The following is a 20560-nucleotide window of genomic DNA, read 5'->3' as shown; positions in this document are numbered from 1 at the left end:
CCCGGTGAGGGCTCAGTCCTTCACCGGGGTCCTGCCCAGCGCGTCCTCCACCCCGCCCGCCGGGGTGGGGATCGCTGCCGCCGCCGACCCGTCGTCGTCGGTGTTGATCTTCTCGATGAGCGCGAGCCGCTCCGGGGTGTCCTCCGGCTTGATGAAGCCGATGAGGATGTACAGCACGAGGGACACGGCCAGCGGGATCGACACCTGGTACTGGAGCGGGACGCCGCCCTCGACGTTCCAGTTGATCGGGTAGTTGACCAGCCAGAAGGCGAACAGGCCCATCGCCCAGCTGGTGATCGCGGCCGTCGGACCGGAGCGGCGGAACGGCCGCAGCAGGCCCAGCATCATCGGGATCGCCATCGGGCCCATCAGTCCGGCCACCCACTTGATCACGACGGTGATGATGTCCTTGAAGGCGGGCGAGTTGACCTGGGTCGCGGCCGCCATGGACAGGCCGAGGAAGACCACGGTCGCGATGCGGGCGGCGATCAGGCCCGTGCGCTGGGTCCAGGTCCGTGCCCGCTCCGAGATCACCGGCGCCACGTCACGGGTGAAGACGGCCGCGATGGCGTTGGCGTCGGAGGAGCACATGGCCATGGTGTGCGAGAAGAAGCCGACGATGACCAGGCCCAACAGGCCGTGCGGGAGCAGCTGTTCGGTCATCAGGCCGTAGGAGTCGGAGCCGTCCGGCTTCTGCGCGTCCACCAGTAGCGGGGACATCCACATCGGGTAGAAGAGGACCAGCGGCCAGACCAGCCAGAGCACCGCCGACAGGCGTGCCGAGCGCGCGGCCTCCTTGGGGGTGGCGGTGGCCATGTAGCGCTGGGCCTGGTTGAGCATGCCGCCGTTGTACTCGAACAGCTTGATGAACAGGAACGCCAGCAGGAACACCGCGCCGTAGTCGGCGACCAGCGGCTTCTCGTGGCCCTGGAGGGCCGGCTGGTCCCAGGCGTCGATGAACCCGATGCCCTTGTCGCCGAGTTCCATGATCACGGCCACGAACATCGCGACACCGGCGAGGAGTTGGATGATGAACTGGCCGAGTTCGGTCAGCGCGTCCGCCCACAGGCCGCCGATCGTGCAGTAGACGGCCGTGATGGTGCCGGTGATGAGGATGCCCTGGTTGAGGGAGATGCCCGTGAAGACGGACAGCAGGGTCGCGATCGCGGCCCACTTGGCGCCCACGTCCACGATCTTCAGCAGCATGCCGGACCAGGCCAGCGCCTGCTGGGTCTTCAGGTCGTAACGGTTCTTCAGGTACTCCAGCGGAGAGGCCACATGGAGCCGTGAGCGCAGCCGGTTGATGCGCGGCGCGAACAGCTTGGAGCCGATGGCGATGCCGAGCGCGATCGGGAAGGACCAGGTCACGAAGGACGTCACGCCGTAGGTGTAGGCGATGCCCGCGTACCCGGTGAACATCACCGCGCTGTAGCCGGACATGTGGTGGGAGATGCCGGACAGCCACCACGGCATCTTGCCGCCGGCGGTGAAGAAGTCGCTGACGTTGTCCACGCGCTTGTGCGACCACACGCCGATCGCGACCATCACGCCGAAGTAGCCGATGAGCACGGCCCAGTCGAGACCGTTCATGTGCGCCCTCCCAGGGTTTCCGCCCGGCGCTCATCGTCTGGGGTGCCGCGTGAACACGACAAGTAAGCGTAAGGTCAAGGGGAGGCAAAGATATTCGAGCTGATGGCCTACGTTCATCTACATGAACTCACCCTCAGAGGCTCACCGCATCAACTCACCCGCGTTGACCAGCAACGACTGCCCCGTGATCGCCCGTGCCCGGTCCGAGCTCAGAAACACCGCCGCGTCCGCCACGTCCGAGTCCGTGGCCAGCTCGGGCAGCGCCATCCGCCCGGTCAGCCGCCCGAGCACCTCGTCCTCGGGCCTGCCCTCCGCCCGCGCGGTGAACCGCACGTACGCCTGCACCGGCGGCCCCCACATCCAGCCCGGCAGTACCGTGTTCACCCGGATCCGGTACGGCCCGAGCTCCCGCGCCAGCGAGTACATCGCGCTGGTCAGCGCGCCCTTCGAAGCGGCGTACGCGGCCTGCCGCACCTGCGACGGCGCCGCCACCGCCGACTGCGTCCCGACGAACACCACCGCACCTCCGCGCTCCTTCAGCCCCGGCAGACACGCCCGCGTCATCCGGAGCGTACCCAGCAGATTCACGTCGATCACCGACTGCCAGGTGGAGAAGTCCGCGTCCTGAAGACCCCCGAAGTACGAGTCCCACGCGGCGACATGCACCACGGCGTCGAGCCGCCCGAACCGCTCCCTCGCCAGCTCCGCCAGCGCCTCGCACCGCCCTTCGTCGGTGACGTCCGTCGCCCGGTACGCCGTGTGCGCTCCGTCCGGATCGATCTCGGCGGCGCTCTTCGCCAGGTTCGCCCCGGTACGCGCCCCGAGGACCGCGTTCCCGCCGTCCCGCACCACGGCGGCGGCCACCTGGTGCCCGAGACCCGCGCCCACCCCCGACACCACGACGGTCCTGCCCGTGAGCAACGACATGACGGCCTCCCTGACCCCGACCCCTGGCGCATTGTCTGACGGAGCGTCAGAGTATGGGCGAGCCGCCGAGGAAGGGGAAGGGCATGAGCGAGGACACCCGCAGCGAGACCTACGCCGAACTGGCCGCCGTCGGCCCCTACGGAATCCGCCCCGGCCACGCCCTGATCACCATGGTCGAACCACACCCGGGCCACGAGTACGCCTACAACCGCTGGTACGAGGACGACCACTACTACGCCGGCGCGATGGCCATGCCCTGGATGTACGCGGGCCGCCGCTGGGTGGCCACCCGGGACCTCCAACTCCTGCGCCGCCCCGAGAAGTCCGCGATCGCCGAGCCCGTCACCGCCGGCTGCTACCTCTCCACGTACTGGATCACCGACGGCCGGTACGACGACCACATGCGCTGGACCGTCGCCATCAACAAACGCCTCAACCGCGACAGCCGCGTCTACCGCGACCGCACCCACGTCTTCACGGCCTTCCAGGACCACGCCGCCACCGTCTACCGCGACGGCGCGGCCGGCCCCCGCGACTTCCACGCCCTGGACCACCCGTACGCGGGCCTGGTCTTGCAGGTCATCGACGCCGAATCCCCCGAACAGCGCCCCGAGTTGCTGGAGTGGCTCGTCTCCCGCCACCTCCCCAAGCAGCTCGCGGGCTCCCCGACGGCCCTGGTCACCGTCTTCCGCCCGACCCCCCTGCCCGGCGACCGCATGTCCTACGTCAAGCAGGTCGAGGGCATCGACACCCGCCTGACACTGCTGTGGTTCCTGGAGGCGGACCCACGGGAGTGCTGGGAGGCGCACTTCGCGGGGCTGGAGGAGCAGATCACGGGGGCGGGCCTGGGCAGGCTGGAACTGCTGGCGCCTTTCGTCCCCACGATTCCGGGCACGGACAAGTACGTGGATCAGCTGCGTGAACCTCAGGGGCGCGGGGAACTGCGCGACCAGCCACAACCACGCCGCAGCCGCACGACTACCTGAGCTCCTCCGGACAGGGCGTACCCCGAGGCATCGAGTACGGCGCAGCCAGCCGATACGTCCCCGCCTTCGGCGCGATCAGCATCGTCCACCGGTCACCCTCGGCGTCCTCTTCCGTCTCCATCAGACACCCGTTGACGTTGTCGTACGACCTCGGCCGATCGTCCGGCCGGTTCTTCGACGCCTCCGTCTCCTCCGGCGCCTTCAGCTTGTTCCCCTCCGCATCGACGATGCTCAGCCACGGCGAGTAGGGGATCTTGATGAGCACCCGCCCGGCCTCCTTGACCTCCATGGTCATCTCACCCTGCGCGGCCCGCTCGACGACCGCGTTCGGCTCGGCCAGCGGCGCCGGATCGTCGACGCTGAACAACTGCCAGTTGGCGTCGCCCCAGATCTGCTTCAGATACGGCATCCCGCGCTGCACCAGCTCCCGCTCCCGCTCACCCCCGTCCCCGTCCGGCTCGTCCTTGGGCAGCACCACGAAGTGCACGGCCCACCGCCGCAACCACTCGTGGTAGTTCGCCGAGTTGAGCGTGTCGTCGTAGAAGAGGGGATTGCGCTCCATGTCGGCCTGCCGGTTCCAGCCGCGGGCCAGGTTGACGTAGGGCGCGAGGGCGGAGGCCTCCCGGTGGGAGCGGGCCGGGACGACCTCGACGCGGCCCTTCTCGGCGCCGACCTCCTGGAGTTCGTTGACCAGGGGCGCCAGCTCGCGCGCCCAGGAGGCGGCCGGCTGGGTGTGGACGACGTCGTCGACCGTCTTGAACCCGATCCAGCCGATGAACCCGACGGAGGCCAGCACGACGACGTACCACTTGCGTGTGCGCGGCACGGTGAACGGCAGCGCGGCCATCAGCGCCACCCCGGCGAACAGCATCGGCAGCCGTGTGATGTTGGAGCCGATCTGCGAGCTGATCAGCCACACCAGCAGCACCCCGAGCCCGTACACGGCCGCGGTGATCCGCACGGTCGTCCAGGTGCGCGGTACGACGGCGTAGACGATGACCGCGTACGCCAACGGCAGCACCGCCGACCCGAACGACATCGGCTGGGTGCCGGAGAACGGGAACAGCCAGGCCGACACCGCCACCACGGCCGTCGGGGCGATCCCCAGCGCCCAGGCGCCCGGACGCCGCTTCTGGAGGAACAGCGCGGCCGCCACCAGCCCCACGAACAGACCGGCGACCGGCGAGGACATGGTGGCCAGCGCGGCCAGCGGCGCCGCGCACAGCGCCTTCGCCCACCGCTTGTAGCGCCAGCGGTAGGGCCAGCAGAACACCACCGCGACCGCGCCCAGCGCGAACAGCATGCCCAGCCCGAACGTCACCCGGCCCGAGGCCGCGTTGCACAGGAAGGCGAAGACACCGGCCAGCCCCGGCCACAACGGGTTCCGCACCGCCCGGCTGCGCAGCAGGACCAGCATCAGCAGGGTCGCCGAGAAGGTCCCCGCGATCATCATCGTCGTACGGACACCCAGGACCGACATCAGATACGGCGACACCACGCTGTACGACACCGGGTGCATCCCGCCGTACCAGGCGAGGTTGTACGCCGAGTCCGGGTGCCGGCCGACGAACTCGGCCCAGGCGTCCTGCGCGGCGAGGTCGCCGCCGCTGTTCGCGAAGGTGAAGAACCAGACGACGTGGAGGACGCCGGAGAGGCCGGTCAGGGCCAGTACGGGGTGCCGCTGGATCCACTCCCGCAGGGGGGTGGCGCGGACGGCGAGAGAGGCGAGTCTGGAACCGCTCCCGCGCTCGCTCGCGCTGTCGCTGCCGCTGCTGTTGTCGCTGCCGCTGCCGCTGCCGCTGCCGCTGCCGCTGCCGCCGTCGGCTTCAGGCGGTCCGTGGTCGGGTCCCGGAGCTGCGGGCAGCCGTATTCGCGGGCCGGTTCCCGGGCCCGGATCGGTGTCGTCGGCGCGTGTCGGCTCCGCTGTGGCCACCTGAAGGCACTCCCCGTGGTCTCCCGTCTTCTCTTCTAGGACGCGTTCCGTTCCCCGCGCGTTGCCGGTCGTGTCCTTCGAGGTTCGGTGACCGTGTCCCTACGGTGGCACCTGCCCCGATTCGTGACGCTAGCACGCACCCCGCCGACCGTAACCAGGACGGGTTCCGGTCGGCGGGACGCGACGGCGCGGTTCTTCGCCCGTATCAGCCGAGGCGCGTCAACTTGTCCGTGAAGCCCGGCTCGACGAGATCGTCCTGAAGGGCGACCGGCACCTTCACCGCGCTGCCGGAGCCGTCACCGACGGTGAGCGAACCCACCTGGGCGCCCGCCTTCGCCGTGTGCGGCAGGTCGTCGGCGGTGAAGGTCAGCTTGACGGTCAGCCCCGCCCAGCCGACGGCCGTGACGTTCTTCGTGAGCACGACCGGGGTGTGACCGCCGAGGCCGTCGTCGACGTAGCCGACGACATCGCCCTTCTTCAGGATCGTCTCCGACCTCAGCGCGTCCTGCGCGGCCCGGATCAGCTTGTCGCTCTCGAAGAGGGCGGCGCCCAGGATGGTGTTGTCGTCGCCGCCCGCGGGCTGGCGCACCACGGCTCCGACGATCCTGCGCGTCTCGCCGTTCACGTCCTTCTTCGCGGCGAACACGAGGTTGCCGAGGGCGGAGGTGGTGGTGCCGGTCTTGATGCCGACGACGTTGTTGTAGCCGACCAGACGGTTCCAGTTGTCGTGCTTGGTGCCCTTGTAGTCGATGTACGACATCATCGCGGCGACCTCGCGGAAGGCGGGCTCCTCCATCGCCTTCTTGCCCAGCTTCACCTGGTCCACGGCCGTGGAGACGGTCGTGTTGTTCAGGCCCGAGGGGTCCGTGTACGTCGTGTTCTTCATCCCGAGGTCGGCGGCGGCGTCGTTCATCTTCTCGACGAACGCCTTCTCCGAACCGGCGTCCCAACGGGCCAGCAGCCGCGCCACGTTGTTCGCGGACGCGATCAGGATGCTCTCCAGGGCCTCGCGCTGCGAGATGGAGTCGCCCGCGGTCACATCGACCGTGGACTCCTGACCGGCGTTCGACTGGTCCTCGGCGGCCTGGTCGATCTTGATCTTCGGACCGTCGGCGCCACTCTTGAGCGGGTGGTCGCGCAGGATGACGTACGCCGTCATGACCTTGGCGACACTGGCGATCGGTACGGGCTTCTGCTCACCGGACGAGCCGAACGTGCCGATGCCCTGGACGTCGAGCGCGGCCTGTCCGTCGGCCGGCCACGGGATGTCGACCTTGCCGCCGTCGAAGGTGAAGCCGTCCTCGGCGGTGAGCTGGAGCTCGGGGGCCGGCAGCGGCCGTACGGACTGTACGACCGCGAACACCACGGCGAGCAGCAGGACCAGCGGGGTCCAGATCTTGACCCGGCGGACGGCCGTGCGGACCGGGGTGTCCGGGGGCGGCGGCGTGTTCGTCAGTTCCGCCAGCAGATCCAGCGGCGGCTTCGGCGGCAACGGCTGCTGCGTCGTCCGCTCCGGACCCACCTGCGGCACCGCCGCGGTGGCATCCGGCCGCCCCTTCACCTGCGGCAACGCGGTCGTCGCGTCCGGCCGCCCCGACACCCGCGGAAACGCCGTCGTCGCATCCGCCGCCGGCGGCTTCCGCGTCGCCGGGTCATCCAACGGCTTCAGCGCGACGAACCTACTGGTCCGCTCGGCCTCCCGCTCGGGCTGCGCCGGGGCCTTGTCACTCGCGTTCGCATCTGCATCGGACTTGGCGTCGGCGTCGGGCTTGTCGTCCGCGCCGGACTTGCCCTCCCCGGCCTTGGCCGCCCCGCCGAGCTTCAGCATCGTCGTCGGCTGATCCACGGCGGGTCCGGTCACCCGGGGGGCCTTGAAGACGGCGGTGGGCTGATCGACGGCGGGCTTGTCGTCGGCGTCGGCGTCGGCGTCGGTGTCGGTGTCGGGGGAGTCGGGACTCTTCGCGTCGGCGGCCTTGGCGTCCGGGGTGCCGTCGTCGTCGGAGGCGGCGGTTGCTGCGCCATCGGCTTCGGGGCTCGCGTCGGGACCGTCCGCGTCCGGGGACGAGGTCGCGTCGGGCGTGCCGTCGTCGTCGGAGGCCGCCACCGCTGCGTCGGCATCCTCCGCATCGGGGGATGCGGGCGTCTCCGACGTGCCGTCCTCGGCAGCCGTGCCGCTCTCGGCGTCGGCGTCGGCCTCGTCGTCGGCTCCGGCCTCGGAGTCCGACTCCGAACCGGCCTCGGCCGCGGCTTCCGCCGAGGCGTCGGCCTTCACCGGCTCTTGATCCTCCGGCTCGTCAGCCCCGGCGTCCTCCCGGTCGGCCACGGCCTCGGGCTCGTCCTGCTGCTCCGCCTCCGCGTCGCTCCGGTCGTCCGGGGCCTCGTGGGCGGTGGCTTCGTCGCCGGCCCCGGCTTCGGCCGTGTCGCCCGCGCTCTCGTCCGAGTCTTCGCCAGAACCTTCAGCGGCGGCAGCCTCGTCGCCGGCCTCCGCGTCAGCGTCCGCCCGGTCGCCCAGGTCCTCGTCCGTGTCGTCCTCGGAAGCCGCGTCGGCGGCCGGCTCGGGGTCGTCCTCGGTGTGGTCGTCCGGCGTTTCGGTCGTTTCCGTCGACGTCTTCGCGTCCTTCGCACCGGCAGCCGACCCGCTCTCGCCCTGTGCGGGCTCTACGGGGTCCTGCTCGCCGCTGGAGGCCTCCGTGGCGTCCTGCGCCCCCGGGCTGCCCTCCTCGGCGTCCTGGGCGTTCTCAACGGCTCCGGCGGCCTTGTCGTCGGCCTTGGCCACCCACGCGGCCACGGCGTCGCGGAGCCGGTCGTCACCCGTCGTGGTGGACTCGTCGCCGGACGCGTCCGAACCGGCGTCGGCCTCGGCCGTGTCGGCACCGCGCTCCGCGTCCTCGCCGCGCGCCTCGGCGGAGTCGCCCTTGGGCAAGTCGCCCTCGGCTTCCCCGGTGTCCGCGACCTCGCGGACCGAGAAGACCTTCGTCGCCGTGTCGACACCGCCGATGCGGGTCATGGCGAGGCGAGGGTCGCGGGGCGCGTTCGTTCCGGTCCTGGCCTCGGGAACCGGAGCCGCGCTCCCCGACGTCGGTTCTGCCGACGACCCGTGCTGCTTCGACCTGTCGGGGGACTCGCCCGCCACCGATGCCTCCTCCTGCCGCACGTGAGCCGTGCGCCTGCTGAACCGTGAACCGCCGCCCGGAACAACGCTCCCCCGCGCTGTCCGAACCATGTACCAGTGTCCTGTGTGTGGGCTTGACCCAAGCGGTAGACGAGAACGACATACCTACTGGTTCCACTACAAACAGGTCACGCACCCTCGACAGACCAATGTGAGAGGGGTCACCCTGTCATTCATCCACGCGGGGAGGCATGGATGGGCAGGAGCCGCAGAACACTTCCGGAGGAGCTTCTGCTGCTGGCGTTGGACCCGACCACGGGTACCACCGCACAGCCGCAGTCGCTCGACCTCGGTCTGGCCGGAGCACAGCTAGTGGAGCTGGCGCTGGCCGGACGGATAGCCCCAGACGGGGATCGTATCGCCGTGGTAGTGCCACGGCCGACTGGAGATCCGACATTGGACTGCGCGTTGGAGTTGCTGCGAAGGCGTGGCGCTCCTGTACGCGCGGTGAACTGGATTGGCGGGCCCCGGCTGGGGCTGCGCCAGACCTACCTCTCGCATCTGGAGCGGTGCGGCATGGTGCATGCCGTAGCAGGACAGATGTGCGGGGTGTTGCCGACGACGCGCTATCAGGCGACGGACAACGACATCAGCCGGGAGATCAGAGCCCGACTGGATTCGGCGATCCGTACGGGCGTGCCACCGGACCCACGGACGGCGGCGCTCGCGGCGCTGGCGCACGCGGTGGGCCTCGGCAAGCATCTGTACCCCGGGAACGAGGGGCGGTCCTCCCGCTCCCGGCTCAGGGATCTGATCAGGCACGACCCCATGGGCGGCCTCGTGGCGCACGCCGTGATGGACGTCCAGAACGGCGTGGGGGCGCAGCCGCGCCGCAACCCGGCCCCGGCCGGCCGTCAGGCCGCCCCCGGAGCCAGGCCCGCACCGGAACCCGCGCACGGCGTACCGATGCAGCCGCGCCGCGGACCCATGGCACGTGCCGTGGCTCACTGAGCCGCAGTCCCACGGCACGCCGCCGCAAGGCACCACCACGCACCACGCTTCACCGAGCGCCGCACCGCAGTCCCCCAACAGACCCGGTACGGGAGCCGCTGGACCGCGCGGGGCGACGGAACCGTACGTCCGGAATACCGGACGACCGGTCTCCGCCGTCCCGCGCGGCCGCTTTTCCGGGCGATGCGGACCAACGGGCCGTGCGGACCGCACCGGCCGTGGGCCCGGCCATGCGGGCACAGGACCGCACATCCGCCGACAAGCCCGCGCACAGCGCATATCCCTCGTTTCCCAGCGGTAGAAAGCACCTTGGTGGCAGTCTGCTCAACAGCAGATACGCATAGTGGCAAGTACGAGGCACGCAGCCGGAGGTGCACGTCCCGTGGCGTCCAATGTCAATCCCACCGTCAGGCGACGCCGGCTGGGCCAGGAGTTGCGCCGGCTCCGCGAGCTCAAGGGCATGACCGCCGAGGAGGTCGCCGAGCGCCTCCTGGTGTCGCAGTCGAAGATCAGCCGCCTGGAGAACGGGCGGCGCAGCATCAGCCAGCGCGACGTCCGCGACCTGTGCGGGGTCTACGAGGTCGACGACCAGCGTGTCGTCGACTCGCTGATGCAGATGGCCAAGGACTCGCGCCAGCAGGGCTGGTGGCACGCTTTCGGGGACATCCCGTACAGCGTCTACATCGGCCTGGAGACCGACGCCGAGTCGCTGAGGGTCTACGAACCCCAGATCATCACCGGCCTGTTGCAGACCCGCGCCTACGCCGAGGCCATCATCAGGGGCGGTTCGCCGGAGACCTCGGACACCGAGATCGACAAGCGCGCCCAGGTCCGGCTGCGGCGGCAGGATCGTATCGCCGCCGACCACGACTCGCTCCGCCTCTGGGTCGTCCTGGACGAGGCCGCGCTGCGCCGGGTCGTGGGGAGCCGGCCGGTGATGCGCGAGCAGCTGGAGTACCTGGCGGAGGCGTCCCAGCGGCCGCACATCACCGTGCAGGTGCTGCCCTTCGACGTCGGGGCCCATCCCGGTATCAACGGCCAGTACTCCATCCTGGAGTTCGCCGACGCGGCCGACTCCAGCGTGGTGTACATCGAGGGCGTCACCAGCGACCTCTACCTGGAAAAGGCCCACGACGTGCAGAAGTACACGGTGATGTACGAGCACCTGCGGGCCCAGGCACTGAACGTCGACCAGTCCCGCCAACTCATCGAGGACGTGGCGAAGGAGTACGCCCGCTGAGCCGATCCGGCGGAAAGGGGCGGGAATATACACCCCGGACCGGTTCCACTGGAAGGATCCTCTGGAATATGCCATCCAGAAGAGTGAACGACTGCTCCTAAAGAGGAAGGCGGCGAGTAGCGTCGATCACGCCAACGATCAGCAAAGGTTGGCGAGAACCGAACGGCGCTACTGTCTAACGGAGCAAACATGGCGATTCGCCTGGGTGCCACGGAAACGTGGAAGACGTCCTCGTACACCAACAACAACGGCGCGTGCGTGATGGTGCGGTCGACCGACAGGACCTCACTGCACGTGGGGGACACCAAAGTCGGGCCCGACGGGATCAAGGTGAGGTTCCCCGCGGACGCGTGGAACGCCTTCGTGGCCTCGGTCAAGTAGAGACCGGGACCCTGACGACAACTACTGCACGACAACTACTGCACGACAACAACTGCACAAGCACCACAGTGAAGAGCCCTCTCGACCAGATCGCCGTCCTTGCCGAGGGGGCTCGGCCTGTGCCCGGTCGCCGCCTGTCACTCCACCGGGAACGCCACGTCGCACACCGGATCCTGAGCGCCCGCCGCCTCCCAGTCCGCGAAGTACACCTCGCGGCAGGGACCCGCCTGCCTCAGCCCCCGGGCCGCCATCCACTCCTCCACCGCCTCGAAGGCCGCCAGGATCTGCGGATGCGCCACCTGCGCCTTGGTGATCCGGGTGTACGCCAGCCGCTGGGCCGGCTCCACCCGCACCGCCGTCTCCCAGGCCCGGCCGCGCTGCGCGGCCCACGCCCGGGCCGCGGCCTCGTCGGCCACCGGTACACAGGACTCGGCCGGGCCGTCGCTCTCCATCGACACCTCGGAGTGGTAGACGACGTACGGCGCCGCCGTACCGCCCCCGCACTCCCTGGAGGCCTCCTCCAGCCGCCCCAGCGAGGCGCCGATCCAGGCGGGCAGCTCGTCCGCCAGCGTGTGCCGCTTCTCGGTGATCACCACCCGCTCGGGCACGTCCACCGTCTCGACCACGAACTTCCCGTACATCTCGGAGCTCCTCCCCGACAGCCGTCCACGGAGGTACTCGGCGAGCGTCCGCTGCGAGGCCAGCCGTGCCTCCACGTCCGCCCAGTACGCGGCGAGCCGGTCGGCGGCCTCGCACCCGTCGGCCGTCTCGACCACCTCGGCGATCCGGGCGAGCGGCATGTCCAGCTGCCGCAACAGGGCCACGAGCCGGGCGCGTTCGATCTGGTCGGCGCGGTAGTAGCGGTAGCCGCTGACCTCGTCGACGTGCGCCGGTGCCAGCAGTCCGAGCCGGTCGTACAGCCGTAGCGCCTTGGCCGAGAGCCGGGCCCGGGCCGCGAACGCGCCGATCGTGAGCAGTTCGTCGTCCACCGAGTCGTCCACCCGAGTCATCCTCCGTCACCGGACGGCTCTGTCCGCCCGGTGAGCAGGAGACTCGCCCTTGCCCCAGGGGCAAGGTCAACGGCGGCTAGCCGAGTGCCTTCTCCACCGCGGCCACGAGCTCCGCGGCCTCCGGCTCGGTCTGCGGCGAGAAGCGGGCGACGACCTGGCCGTCCCGGCCGATCAGGAACTTCTCGAAGTTCCAGCGGATGTCCCCGTCGTGCCCCTCGGCGTCGGCGAAGCCGACCAGACGCTCGTAGAGCGGGTGCCGGGCCTCGCCGTTCACCTCGACCTTCTCGGTCATCGGGAAGGTCACGCCGTACGTCGCCGAGCAGAACTCGGCGATCTCCTCGGCGCTGCCGGGCTCCTGCCCGAGGAACTGGTTGCAGGGCACCCCGAGGACGGTGAAGCCGCGCTCGGCGTACTGCGCGTGCAGCCGCTCCAGGCCGTTGTACTGCGGGGTCAGGCCGCACTTGGAGGCCACGTTCACGACGAGCACGGCCTGACCGGCGTACTGCGCGAGGTCGGCGGCGCCGCCCTTGAGGGCACCTATCTCGACATGGAGGGGGGAAACACCGTTGCTGTCTACAGTCGTCATGCAGCGGAGCCTAACTCCGCGAGGTGTCCTTCTTTCGACCGGACCCCTGGCGCCGTGAGGCGTCCTGCTCCCGGCCGGACCCCGCCGTTCCGGCCGCCTTCAGCAGCACCTCGCCCGCCGCCGTCCGCGAGTACAGCACCGAGCGGCCCGCCCGTCGCCGCTCCACCAGCCCCGCGTCGAGCAGGACCCGCAGATGCCGTCCCACCGAGCCGAGCGTCTGCCCGGTCACGGCGACCAACTGGCTGGTGCTGAGCGGGGAGCCGAGGAGGCCGAGCACCCCGGCCCGCGCGGCCCCGAGCAGCGCGCCCAGCGACGCGGGCACGGTCCGGGCGCCGGGGTCGGCGAGGACGCCCGCGCAGGCGTAGACGACCGCGTACCGGTCGGGCTCCTCCCAGGACACCCAGCCGGTCTTCGGGGTGACCGGCACGAAAAGCAGCTCGGCGCCGGAGATCTCGCGCGGCGGGTACTCGTGCAGGTTCACCTGGAGCCGGTTGTCACCGAGCCACCGCGTCCGCCCCGGCCGCAGCGAGTCCAGCACCGCCGCCCAGCCGCCCCGGCTCACCTGCGCGGTCCGGGCCACCACATCCGCCTCCAGCACCCGCCGACGCCGGTCCCAGTCCGGTCGTACGGTCTCGGTCCAGACGTACGACAGGAGCGCGGCCGCGCGTTCGGGCAGGTCGTCCCGTTCCAGTACGGCGGGCAGCGGGCCGGCCAGGGAGACCCGCAGGTGCGCGCGGGCCTCGCCGGGATCGGCCGCCCGCACCCGGGCCACGCCCTCCTCGAAGGTCTCCCGCTCCCTCGGCGTGGGTGTCAGGAAGTCGGCGATCCAGTCCCGGCCCAGCCCGGCACGGACGAGCCGCGCGGTCACCGGGTCGGCGGCCAGCCGGGCCCGGTAGCCGGGCAGATGGTCGCGCAGCCAGGCCTGTTCACCGGGGTGCGCGGGCGTGCCCCGGTGCAGCAGCTGGAGACAGGCGAAGACCTCGGCGAGCGGGGAGAGGACGAACCGGCTGCCGGCGAGCGTGTCGGCGTTGATCTGCCACCAGCCCATGAGCCACCTTTCCGGCCGTCTCCTCGCGGCCTTCCGCGACCTTTCGCGTCTGCGCGAAACAATAGCGACGGCTTCGGGGCCGTCGAAGACTCTCGCCATGCGCAGCTACCACCACCTCTTCCGCACCCCGGAGTTCACCCCGCTCTTCCTCTCCTCCGCCGCCAACGTCGCCGCCCAGACGGTCGCCGGGCTGGCGCTCGGCACCCTGGTGTACCGGGCGACCGAGTCGCCGCTGCTGTCGGCGGTGAGCATGTTCGGCCCGCAGCTCGCGCAGGTGCTGGGCGCGACCGTCCTCCTCTCCGGAGCGGACCGGCTGCCCCCGAGGGCCACGATGACGGGCATCTCGCTGGCCTTCGCCGCCGGTACGGCGCTCATGGCCCTGCCCGGCCTGCCCCTCACCGCCCTCTTCGCCGTCGTCCTCCTCCAGGGCCTGATCGCCTCGCTGGGCGGGGGAGTGCGGTGGGGGCTGCTGAACGAGATCCTCGCGCCGGGGACGGGGACGGGGACGGGGACGGGGACGGGGACGGGGACGGGGACGGGGACGGAGCTTGACGGTCAGGAGGCCAAGGGCGGCTACCTGCTGGGGCGTTCGGTGTTCAACATGATGAGCGGACTGCTCCAGATCACCGGCTACGCGGTGGGCGGCGTCCTGGTGGCCGTCCTGTCCCCGCGCGCCGCCCTGCTGCTGTCGGCCGCGCTGTACGTCACGGCGGCCGTGGTCCTGCGCGTGGGCCTCACCCCGCGCCCGCCCCGCGCCCAGGGCCGCCCCTCGGCGGCGCAGACCTGGCGCACCAACGCCGGGCTGTGGTCCTCCCGCCCGCGCCGCCACCTCTACCTCGCCCTGTGGATCCCCAACGGCCTGATCGTCGGCTGCGAATCGCTCTACGTCTCCTACGCCCCCGAAGCGGCCGGCACCCTGTTCGCGTGCGCGGCCTTCGGCATGCTCGTCGGAGACGTCACCGTCGGCCGCCTCGTCCCGCCCGCCCTGCGCCCCCGGCTCGGCGTGCCGCTGCTCCTGCTGCTGGCCGCGCCCTACCTGCTCTTCGCCCTCGGCCCGGACCTGCCGCTCGCGGCCGCCGCCGTCACCGTGGCCTCCGTAGGCTTCGGCGCGAGCCTCGTCCAGCAGGAACGCCTGATGGCCCTCGTCCCGGACCAACTCGCGGGCCACGCCCTGGGATTGCACTCCGCCGGCATGCTCACCCTCCAGGGCCTGTCCGCCGCCCTGGCGGGCACGCTGGCCCAACTCACCTCCCCGGCAACGGCGATGACGGTGATGGCGGCGGCCTCGCTCGCGGTGACGGCGTCACTGGTGGCGTCCAGCAGGCGACACGCCCCGGACGGCGGACTGCTGCCGGCCCGACAGAACGCCTGAGGGGCCACAGGGACGTCCGTTGCCCCGCCTGTCGGGTGACGATCCGCTAGCGGGCCTCGCGGTCTTCGCTTCCCTCGACCCTGAGCGCGTGGTCAGCGGGGTGCGCACGGGCGCGTGCGTCGAGCACGGCCTGGAACTGCTCGCTCGCCTCGCGGACGCGGCCTGTGGCCACGTAGGCGTGGCCCAGACGGCAGCGGATGTCCATCTCCAGCCAGTGGTAGCCGGGATCGGTGAGCGGGGACAGCAACCGGTGCTGAAGGAGCGCCTGGTGGTGGAGGGCTATGGCCGCGCTCGGATTTCCCTCGCCCCGCTCGGCCGTGCCCAGTCGGGTCAGGCTGCGCGCGCAGAGAAAGGTGTCCCCGACCTGCTCACCCAGGCGGATCGCGTGGCGGAACAGGTTCCTGGCCTCACCGTAGTGGCCGAGGCGGAGGTGGGCGTCGGCGGCGCAGGTCAGGGCCCTGGCGAGCGTGCGCGGCCTGCCGTCCCTCTCGGCGTAGGTCTGGGCGAAGGCGAAGCAGGCCAGCGCCTCCTCGTTCCGTCCCTCGAACTGGTGGGAGAGGCCGAGGACGACGAGTGACATCGAGGTGACCCAGTCATTGCCGAGCCGCCGGGACAGGGTTACCGCCGCGGTGGCTCGGGCGATCGCCCGGTCGCTGTCGCCCGCACTCAGGTCGAGGGAACCCAGCCCGGCGAGGGCCCGGGCCTCCTGGCACGGGTCGGGGCGGCGCCGGCTGAGGTCCAGTGCCTCGGTGTGATACATGCGGGCCTGCCTGTACCGGCGTTGGTCCACGGCGGTGTAGCCCAGGCAGTTCCGCAAGGCGGCGGCCATCCGCTGGTCGGTGGCCTTGTCCACGTGCGCGAGGGCGATCTCCAGAGCCGTCTGGGACTCGTGGTAGCGGCCCTGTCTTATGAAGTAGTCGCACAGCGCCTCGGCGATCCAGCAGGCGTAGTCCGCCTCGCCGAGGGCGGCGGCGTATCCGACGACGTCGGCGAGTTCCCCGCCGGCCGCGTCCAGCCAGCTCTCGGCGTCCTGCCAGTGCGTGAACGGTACGCCGGTGGGCCGGGGCCCGGTGGGAAAACCGGCGGCGCCCCAGTCACTGCTGACCCGGCCCGCCTCCAGATAGAGGCGGAGTGCGGCCGTGCGCGCGGCGGCGGCTTCGGCGGGCGTGGCTTCCGCGACGCCTCGTGCGTGCACGCGCACCAGATCGTGCAGTCGATAGCGGCCCGGACGCGGCTGCTGCACCAGACTCGTGTCGACCAGACTCTCCAGGATCCGCTCGGTGTCGTGGGACGGCCGGTCGAGCATGGTCGCCGCCGTCAGCACGTCGAACTCGACCGTCGGCGCCAGGCCCAGGGCACGGAAGCCGCGCTGCTGCTCGGGCGCGAGCTGGTCGTACGACAGGCGGAAGGCCGTCTCCACGCTGCGGTCTCCGGCGGTCAGTTCGCCGAGCCGGCGCTCGTCGCCCGCCATGCGGCCCACCAGGTACTCCACCGTCCAGGTGTCGCGGTTCTGGAGCCGCGACCCGGCGATCCGCAGAGCGAGTGGGAGCCCGTCGCACAGTCCGACCAACTGGTGCGTCGCCTCCTGCTCCCTGCTCGCGCGCTCCGCTCCGATGATGTACGTGAGCAGGGACACCGCGTCCCCGCTCGCCAGGGGCTCCAGGGTGACCCGTCGGTCGGCGTCCAGTTCGGCCAGCCGTCGTCGGCCGGCCACCAGCACCCTGCTTCCCCCTCCCGCGGGCAGCAGCGGCCGTATCTGGTCGGCGTCCAGAGCGTCGTCCAGGACGAGGAGCAGCCGTAGCGGGCTGGTCGCCGCCCGCCAGACGGCGGTGAGTTCCTCGAGGTCGCTCGGTAACTCGCCCTTGGCCGCGCCGAGCGCTCGCAGCAGGCGTTGCAGCGCCCGCTCCGGCGACTGCCGCCGTTGCGTGCTGTGCGCTCGCAGGTCCACGAACAGGCAGCCGTCCGGATACTGGGCGCTGAGCTCCCGGGCCGCACGGACGACGAGCGCGGTCTTGCCGACCCCGGCCGTACCGTCCACCGTCACGATCGATACGGATCCGGGCGCGCAGGGTGCGATCAGCTGCGCCAGCTCGGCCTCCCGTCCGATCAGCCGGCCGGCGTCGCCCGGCAGGTCATTGACGGTGCGGCGGGGCCGGGGCCGGGTGGCAGGAGCGGCGGGACGAGCCGTTGCCGGACCGAGGAGGCGTTCGTCGTCCTGGTGCAGCACCGCGTCGTACATCTGGCGGAGCGCTTCGCCGGGGTCGATGCCGAGCTCGTCGCGCAGGCGCCCCCGCATGTCCTGATAGGAGTTCAGGGCTTCCGCCTGGCGTCCGCTGCGGTACAGAGCACGCATCCGCAGTGCCAGTACCGACTCGTTGAGAGGAGCGGACGTGGACAGGGCGGCGAGCTCGTCCAGTGTGTCGGCGGACCGGCCGAGCAGGACCAGACACTCGAGTCTCGCCAGCCGGAGCGAGAGCCGGCGCTCCAGCAGCCGCTCCCGCTCTGCCTGTGCGCGCCGTCCCGGCAGGCCGGTCAGCGGCTCGCCGCGAAACAGGGCGAGCGCCTCGGAGTACCGGTCCATCGCGGTGGTCACGTCGCCGGACACCTTCGCGTGCCGTGCCTCGCCGGCCCGTTCGTCCAGCTCGGTCGTGTCGAGCCGGACCCCGTGGCCGCCGAAGGTGTACCAGCCCTTGCCGCTGCGGATGACCGACTCCGCCGGCCCGGCGCCCGCCACGTCGAGTGCCTTGCGCAGGGGGTGGATGTGGCTCGGCAGCACCTTGTGGCCCGAGCCCGGCGGGCGCCCGTCCCACAGGTCGTCGAGCAACTGCTCATGGCTCACCCGCGTGTCCACACGCAGCACCAGCGCCGCGAGTACCGCCTGCCGCCGAACAGGCCCCAGGTCCAGTGGAGTTCCGCCACGCCAGGCCCTCAGCGGCCCGAGTAACGCGATCCGAAGCCGCTGAGGGGTTCCCCCGTCCACCGCGAAGCCTCCGCTCCCGTACATCACCGGAATTTCATCAGCATTGCAGCACCCCCGGTCATGGTGGCGGACATGACATCGCACAACCCGCACAACCGAAGGAGGTCCCAGTGACCGAACTGGAACCGGCGGCCATGGCGTCGGCCACAGCGCCCCCGCCCGGACCCACGGACTCCGCACGCGGAGCCGTCCACGACCTCTGCGCCGGTTCGAGAGAGACGGTCTGCCGACGGCCGGCGGCGGCCGGGTTCGGCCGATGACGCAGTGGACGACGCTCCTGGCCACGCTGTTGGGCGCCGGTGTCGCCATGGGGACCTCGCTGTTGGCGGAGGCGCGCAAAGACCATCGCCAGCTGCTTCTGGAGTCGCGCAAGCACGAACGCGACGTCACGTCCGAGTGGCGGAACACCCGGCGCGACCTGTACGCGGGCTTCCTCGCCGTACTGACCCAGGCCCGCAGCGAGTCGAGACACCTGAGCGAGGACACCGAGATGTCCGAGGCCGAGCGTACCCAGCTGGGTCGACGGGCATTTGTGCCCTGCTATGAACTGCGCTACCAGGTCGAGCTCTTCGCTCCGGCCGAGGTCGTGAATCCGGCACTCGCCTATTTCCGCTGCGTACGCGGCTTCCGCGACGCAGTGGGCAGAGGGATGCGACACACGGACCAGGAGTTCGAACACCACGCGGAGCAGATGAAGAACACACTGGCAGACGCCCGAGACGCCATGCGCACAGACCTGGAACTGAGCGCAACAGCGAGGGACTAGGGCTGACAACGGACCTACGCGAGAACGGCTGCCGGATCCGGACCAGCTCGTTCGAGCGCCCGGTGGCCGGTGATCCGCGGGCTGTTGACGATCACCGAACAGGCAACGCTTCCCCTGTCCGCCCTCCGCATCGCACCCCCGAGCCGGCACCGCATACGGCAGGCGGACGCGCGAGGCAGAGCGGGGGAGAGGTGGCAGGAGTCGGATGACGTCTTCGCCACCCGCACCGGCCGCCCTGCCGAGACGCGCCCGCCGGACTGGATGTCGAGATCCGCGGCATTGCCCCGCTCGACCCCGAGGACCCGCCCGACCGCCCAGCCGGGCGGGCTGGTCCTCGTCATCGGTGCCCGTGGCCGAGCCGCTCATCCCGCGCTGCGGGCGGCCGGGCGTGACGGAGCCGCGGCCGTCGTGGTCGAACTGGACGGCCCCGGCCCGGCCGCGGCCCTCAGCGCCGAGGAGGGCGACCTGTTCTCGCTCGCCCAGGCCACCGCGGTCCTCACCAGCGGCATCGTCAGCATCGAGGACGCCGCCAACCGGATGCCGGCGTACTCCCGCTCCACCGGCTCTCCGTGCTCGTGGCCGCGCTGGTGGTCGCGGTCTCGTTGGTCCGGGAGCGGACGCGCAGGACGAAGTCGGAGGACGCGGTCGCGCCCCGGTGACCGCTGCGGACTGCCGTACGGCATCCAGGCCGGCTCCCCGCTGTGGCCGGCTCCCCGCCGTTCCGGGCGCGGGGCCGGCCGCGGGCGCCGGTGCGCGGGGCCGCGCGGAGGTGTGAAGGGGCGCGCGCCTTGCCTGTGTCGCGTGCTCGGCGCACGCTGGTCGTATGGGTGCTCACGAGGGTGGCCCTACGCTCATCACTTCCGTGCAGCGGGCACTCCGACTGCTGGAGGCGGTGAGCGCGCACGAGAACGGCGCGCCGGCGAAGCAACTGGCACGTGAGACGGGACTGCCCCTGGCCACCGCCTATCACCTGTTGCGGACGCTGGTCCACGACGGATACCTGCGGAAGCTGGACGACGGCGGGTTCGTCCTGGGCGACAAGCTTCAGACGCTGCACACCACGGGCCGCGGGCAGATGCTGCTCAGCCGTGTCCGTCCCACGCTCGCCGCTCTGCGGGACGAGCTCGCGACCGCCGCCTACCTCACCTTCTACGAGGAGGGCGAGATCCGGGTCGCCGAGATCGTCGACGGCCCCCAGGCGCCCCGTGTCGACCTCTGGGTGGGATTCGAGGACGCGGGGCACGCCACCGCGCTGGGCAAGTCCGTGCTGCGGGAACTGGACGACGAGGCCCGCAAGGACTACCTCGCCCGGCACCACCTCGCCGACCTCACACCACGGACCATCACCAGCCCTCCGGAGCTGCTCCGGCGACTCGACCACTCACCCGTGGCCCCGGCCGTCACGGATCTGGAGGAGTACGCCCTCGGTACGGTCTGTGTCGCCGTGCCCGTCTACAGCGGTGACACACTCGGTTCGCTCGGCGTCTCACTGCGGGCGGACCGGCTCTCCCGACTCCAGGAGATTCTGGCGCGGCTGATCCCGACCGCGAGTCGCGTGACCAGGGGCCTTTCGCTCACTATCTGAAAATCCTCTCCTTGTGGCGTCCGGGCCGAACCC

At 71.1% G+C, this 20560-nt stretch carries 15 protein-coding genes and 1 pseudogene; 7 read left to right on the top strand and 9 right to left on the bottom strand.

Going from position 1 to position 20560, the window contains the following annotated elements; all coding sequences use genetic code 11:
- Positions 1-12: 12 nt before the first annotated feature.
- Both SLINC_RS19425 and SLINC_RS19420 read right to left on the bottom strand, forming a co-directional pair.
- Positions 13-1590 (bottom strand): sodium:solute symporter family protein, encoded by a 1578-nt coding sequence (locus SLINC_RS19425; protein ID WP_067434505.1) that lies wholly within the window; start codon positions 1588-1590, stop codon positions 13-15.
- A 141-nt stretch (positions 1591-1731) separates the two neighbouring features.
- Positions 1732-2517, bottom strand: coding sequence for an SDR family oxidoreductase (locus SLINC_RS19420; RefSeq protein WP_067434502.1), 786 nt, complete (start codon positions 2515-2517; stop codon positions 1732-1734).
- Positions 2518-2600: 83 nt separating this feature from the next.
- Here SLINC_RS19420 and SLINC_RS19415 point away from each other — a divergent pair, with 83 nt between their 5' ends.
- Positions 2601-3503: a hypothetical protein gene (locus SLINC_RS19415; protein ID WP_067434499.1), complete on the top strand. Its 903-nt coding sequence runs from the start codon at positions 2601-2603 to the stop codon at positions 3501-3503.
- Here SLINC_RS19415 and SLINC_RS19410 read toward each other — a convergent pair.
- Both SLINC_RS19410 and SLINC_RS19405 read right to left on the bottom strand, forming a co-directional pair.
- Positions 3496-5436 carry an MFS transporter gene (locus SLINC_RS19410; protein ID WP_067434496.1) on the bottom strand — a complete coding sequence of 647 codons (1941 nt, stop codon included), beginning with the start codon at positions 5434-5436 and terminating at the stop codon, positions 3496-3498. The two genes, SLINC_RS19415 and SLINC_RS19410, sit on opposite strands and share 8 nt — an antisense overlap.
- 205 nt (positions 5437-5641) lie before the next feature.
- Positions 5642-8443, bottom strand: coding sequence for a D-alanyl-D-alanine carboxypeptidase (locus SLINC_RS19405; protein ID WP_375141497.1), 2802 nt, complete (start codon positions 8441-8443; stop codon positions 5642-5644).
- A gap of 360 nt (positions 8444-8803) precedes the next feature.
- On the opposite strand from SLINC_RS19405, the gene SLINC_RS19400 reads away from it, so the two are divergent.
- The 3 genes from SLINC_RS19400 (at position 8804) to SLINC_RS19390 (ending at position 11180) form a co-directional block, all read left to right on the top strand.
- Entirely contained in the window at positions 8804-9559 is a 756-nt protein-coding gene (locus SLINC_RS19400) for a GOLPH3/VPS74 family protein (RefSeq protein ID WP_067434490.1), read from the top strand.
- Positions 9560-9941: 382 nt separating this feature from the next.
- Positions 9942-10799 (top strand): helix-turn-helix domain-containing protein, encoded by an 858-nt coding sequence (locus SLINC_RS19395; RefSeq protein ID WP_067434487.1) that lies wholly within the window; start codon positions 9942-9944, stop codon positions 10797-10799.
- Between the two features lie 189 nt (positions 10800-10988).
- Positions 10989-11180, top strand: coding sequence for a DUF397 domain-containing protein (locus SLINC_RS19390; protein ID WP_067434484.1), 192 nt, complete (start codon positions 10989-10991; stop codon positions 11178-11180).
- Between the two features lie 137 nt (positions 11181-11317).
- Here the strand turns inward: SLINC_RS19390 and SLINC_RS19385 are convergent, their stop codons facing one another.
- The 3 genes from SLINC_RS19385 to SLINC_RS19375 all read right to left on the bottom strand — a co-directional run bounded on the left by SLINC_RS19385 (position 11318) and on the right by SLINC_RS19375 (position 13824).
- Positions 11318-12190, bottom strand: coding sequence for a MerR family transcriptional regulator (locus SLINC_RS19385; RefSeq protein WP_067434481.1), 873 nt, complete (start codon positions 12188-12190; stop codon positions 11318-11320).
- Positions 12191-12266: 76 nt separating this feature from the next.
- Positions 12267-12776: a glutathione peroxidase gene (locus SLINC_RS19380; protein WP_067434478.1), complete on the bottom strand. Its 510-nt coding sequence runs from the start codon at positions 12774-12776 to the stop codon at positions 12267-12269.
- A 10-nt stretch (positions 12777-12786) separates the two neighbouring features.
- Entirely contained in the window at positions 12787-13824 is a 1038-nt protein-coding gene (locus SLINC_RS19375; RefSeq protein ID WP_067434475.1) for an ArsR/SmtB family transcription factor, read from the bottom strand.
- A gap of 97 nt (positions 13825-13921) precedes the next feature.
- On the opposite strand from SLINC_RS19375, the gene SLINC_RS19370 reads away from it, so the two are divergent.
- On the top strand, positions 13922-15196 hold the full coding sequence (locus tag SLINC_RS19370; RefSeq protein ID WP_067434472.1) for an MFS transporter: 1275 nt from the start codon (positions 13922-13924) through the stop codon (positions 15194-15196).
- 2233 nt (positions 15197-17429) lie between these two features.
- On the opposite strand, the pseudogene SLINC_RS50630 reads toward SLINC_RS19370, so the two are convergent.
- Positions 17430-18200 (bottom strand): annotated as a pseudogene (locus SLINC_RS50630) (AfsR/SARP family transcriptional regulator); the annotation flags it as partial.
- Positions 18201-18432: 232 nt separating this feature from the next.
- On the opposite strand from SLINC_RS50630, the gene SLINC_RS19360 reads away from it, so the two are divergent.
- Positions 18433-18942 carry an MCP four helix bundle domain-containing protein gene (locus SLINC_RS19360; protein ID WP_067434466.1) on the top strand — a complete coding sequence of 170 codons (510 nt, stop codon included), beginning with the start codon at positions 18433-18435 and terminating at the stop codon, positions 18940-18942.
- A gap of 362 nt (positions 18943-19304) precedes the next feature.
- On the opposite strand, the gene SLINC_RS48020 is transcribed toward SLINC_RS19360, so the two are convergent.
- Positions 19305-19625 (bottom strand): hypothetical protein, encoded by a 321-nt coding sequence (locus SLINC_RS48020; RefSeq protein ID WP_159425347.1) that lies wholly within the window; start codon positions 19623-19625, stop codon positions 19305-19307.
- A 140-nt stretch (positions 19626-19765) separates the two neighbouring features.
- Between SLINC_RS48020 and SLINC_RS19350 the strand changes: the two genes are divergently transcribed.
- A complete protein-coding gene (locus tag SLINC_RS19350) occupies positions 19766-20527 on the top strand; it encodes an IclR family transcriptional regulator (RefSeq protein ID WP_067434460.1) in 762 nt (253 codons plus the stop codon).
- Positions 20528-20560: the final 33 nt, after the last annotated feature.

Source organism: Streptomyces lincolnensis, from assembly GCF_001685355.1.
GTDB lineage: Bacteria > Actinomycetota > Actinomycetes > Streptomycetales > Streptomycetaceae > Streptomyces > Streptomyces lincolnensis.
This window is presented reverse-complemented; position numbering and strand designations above follow the sequence as displayed.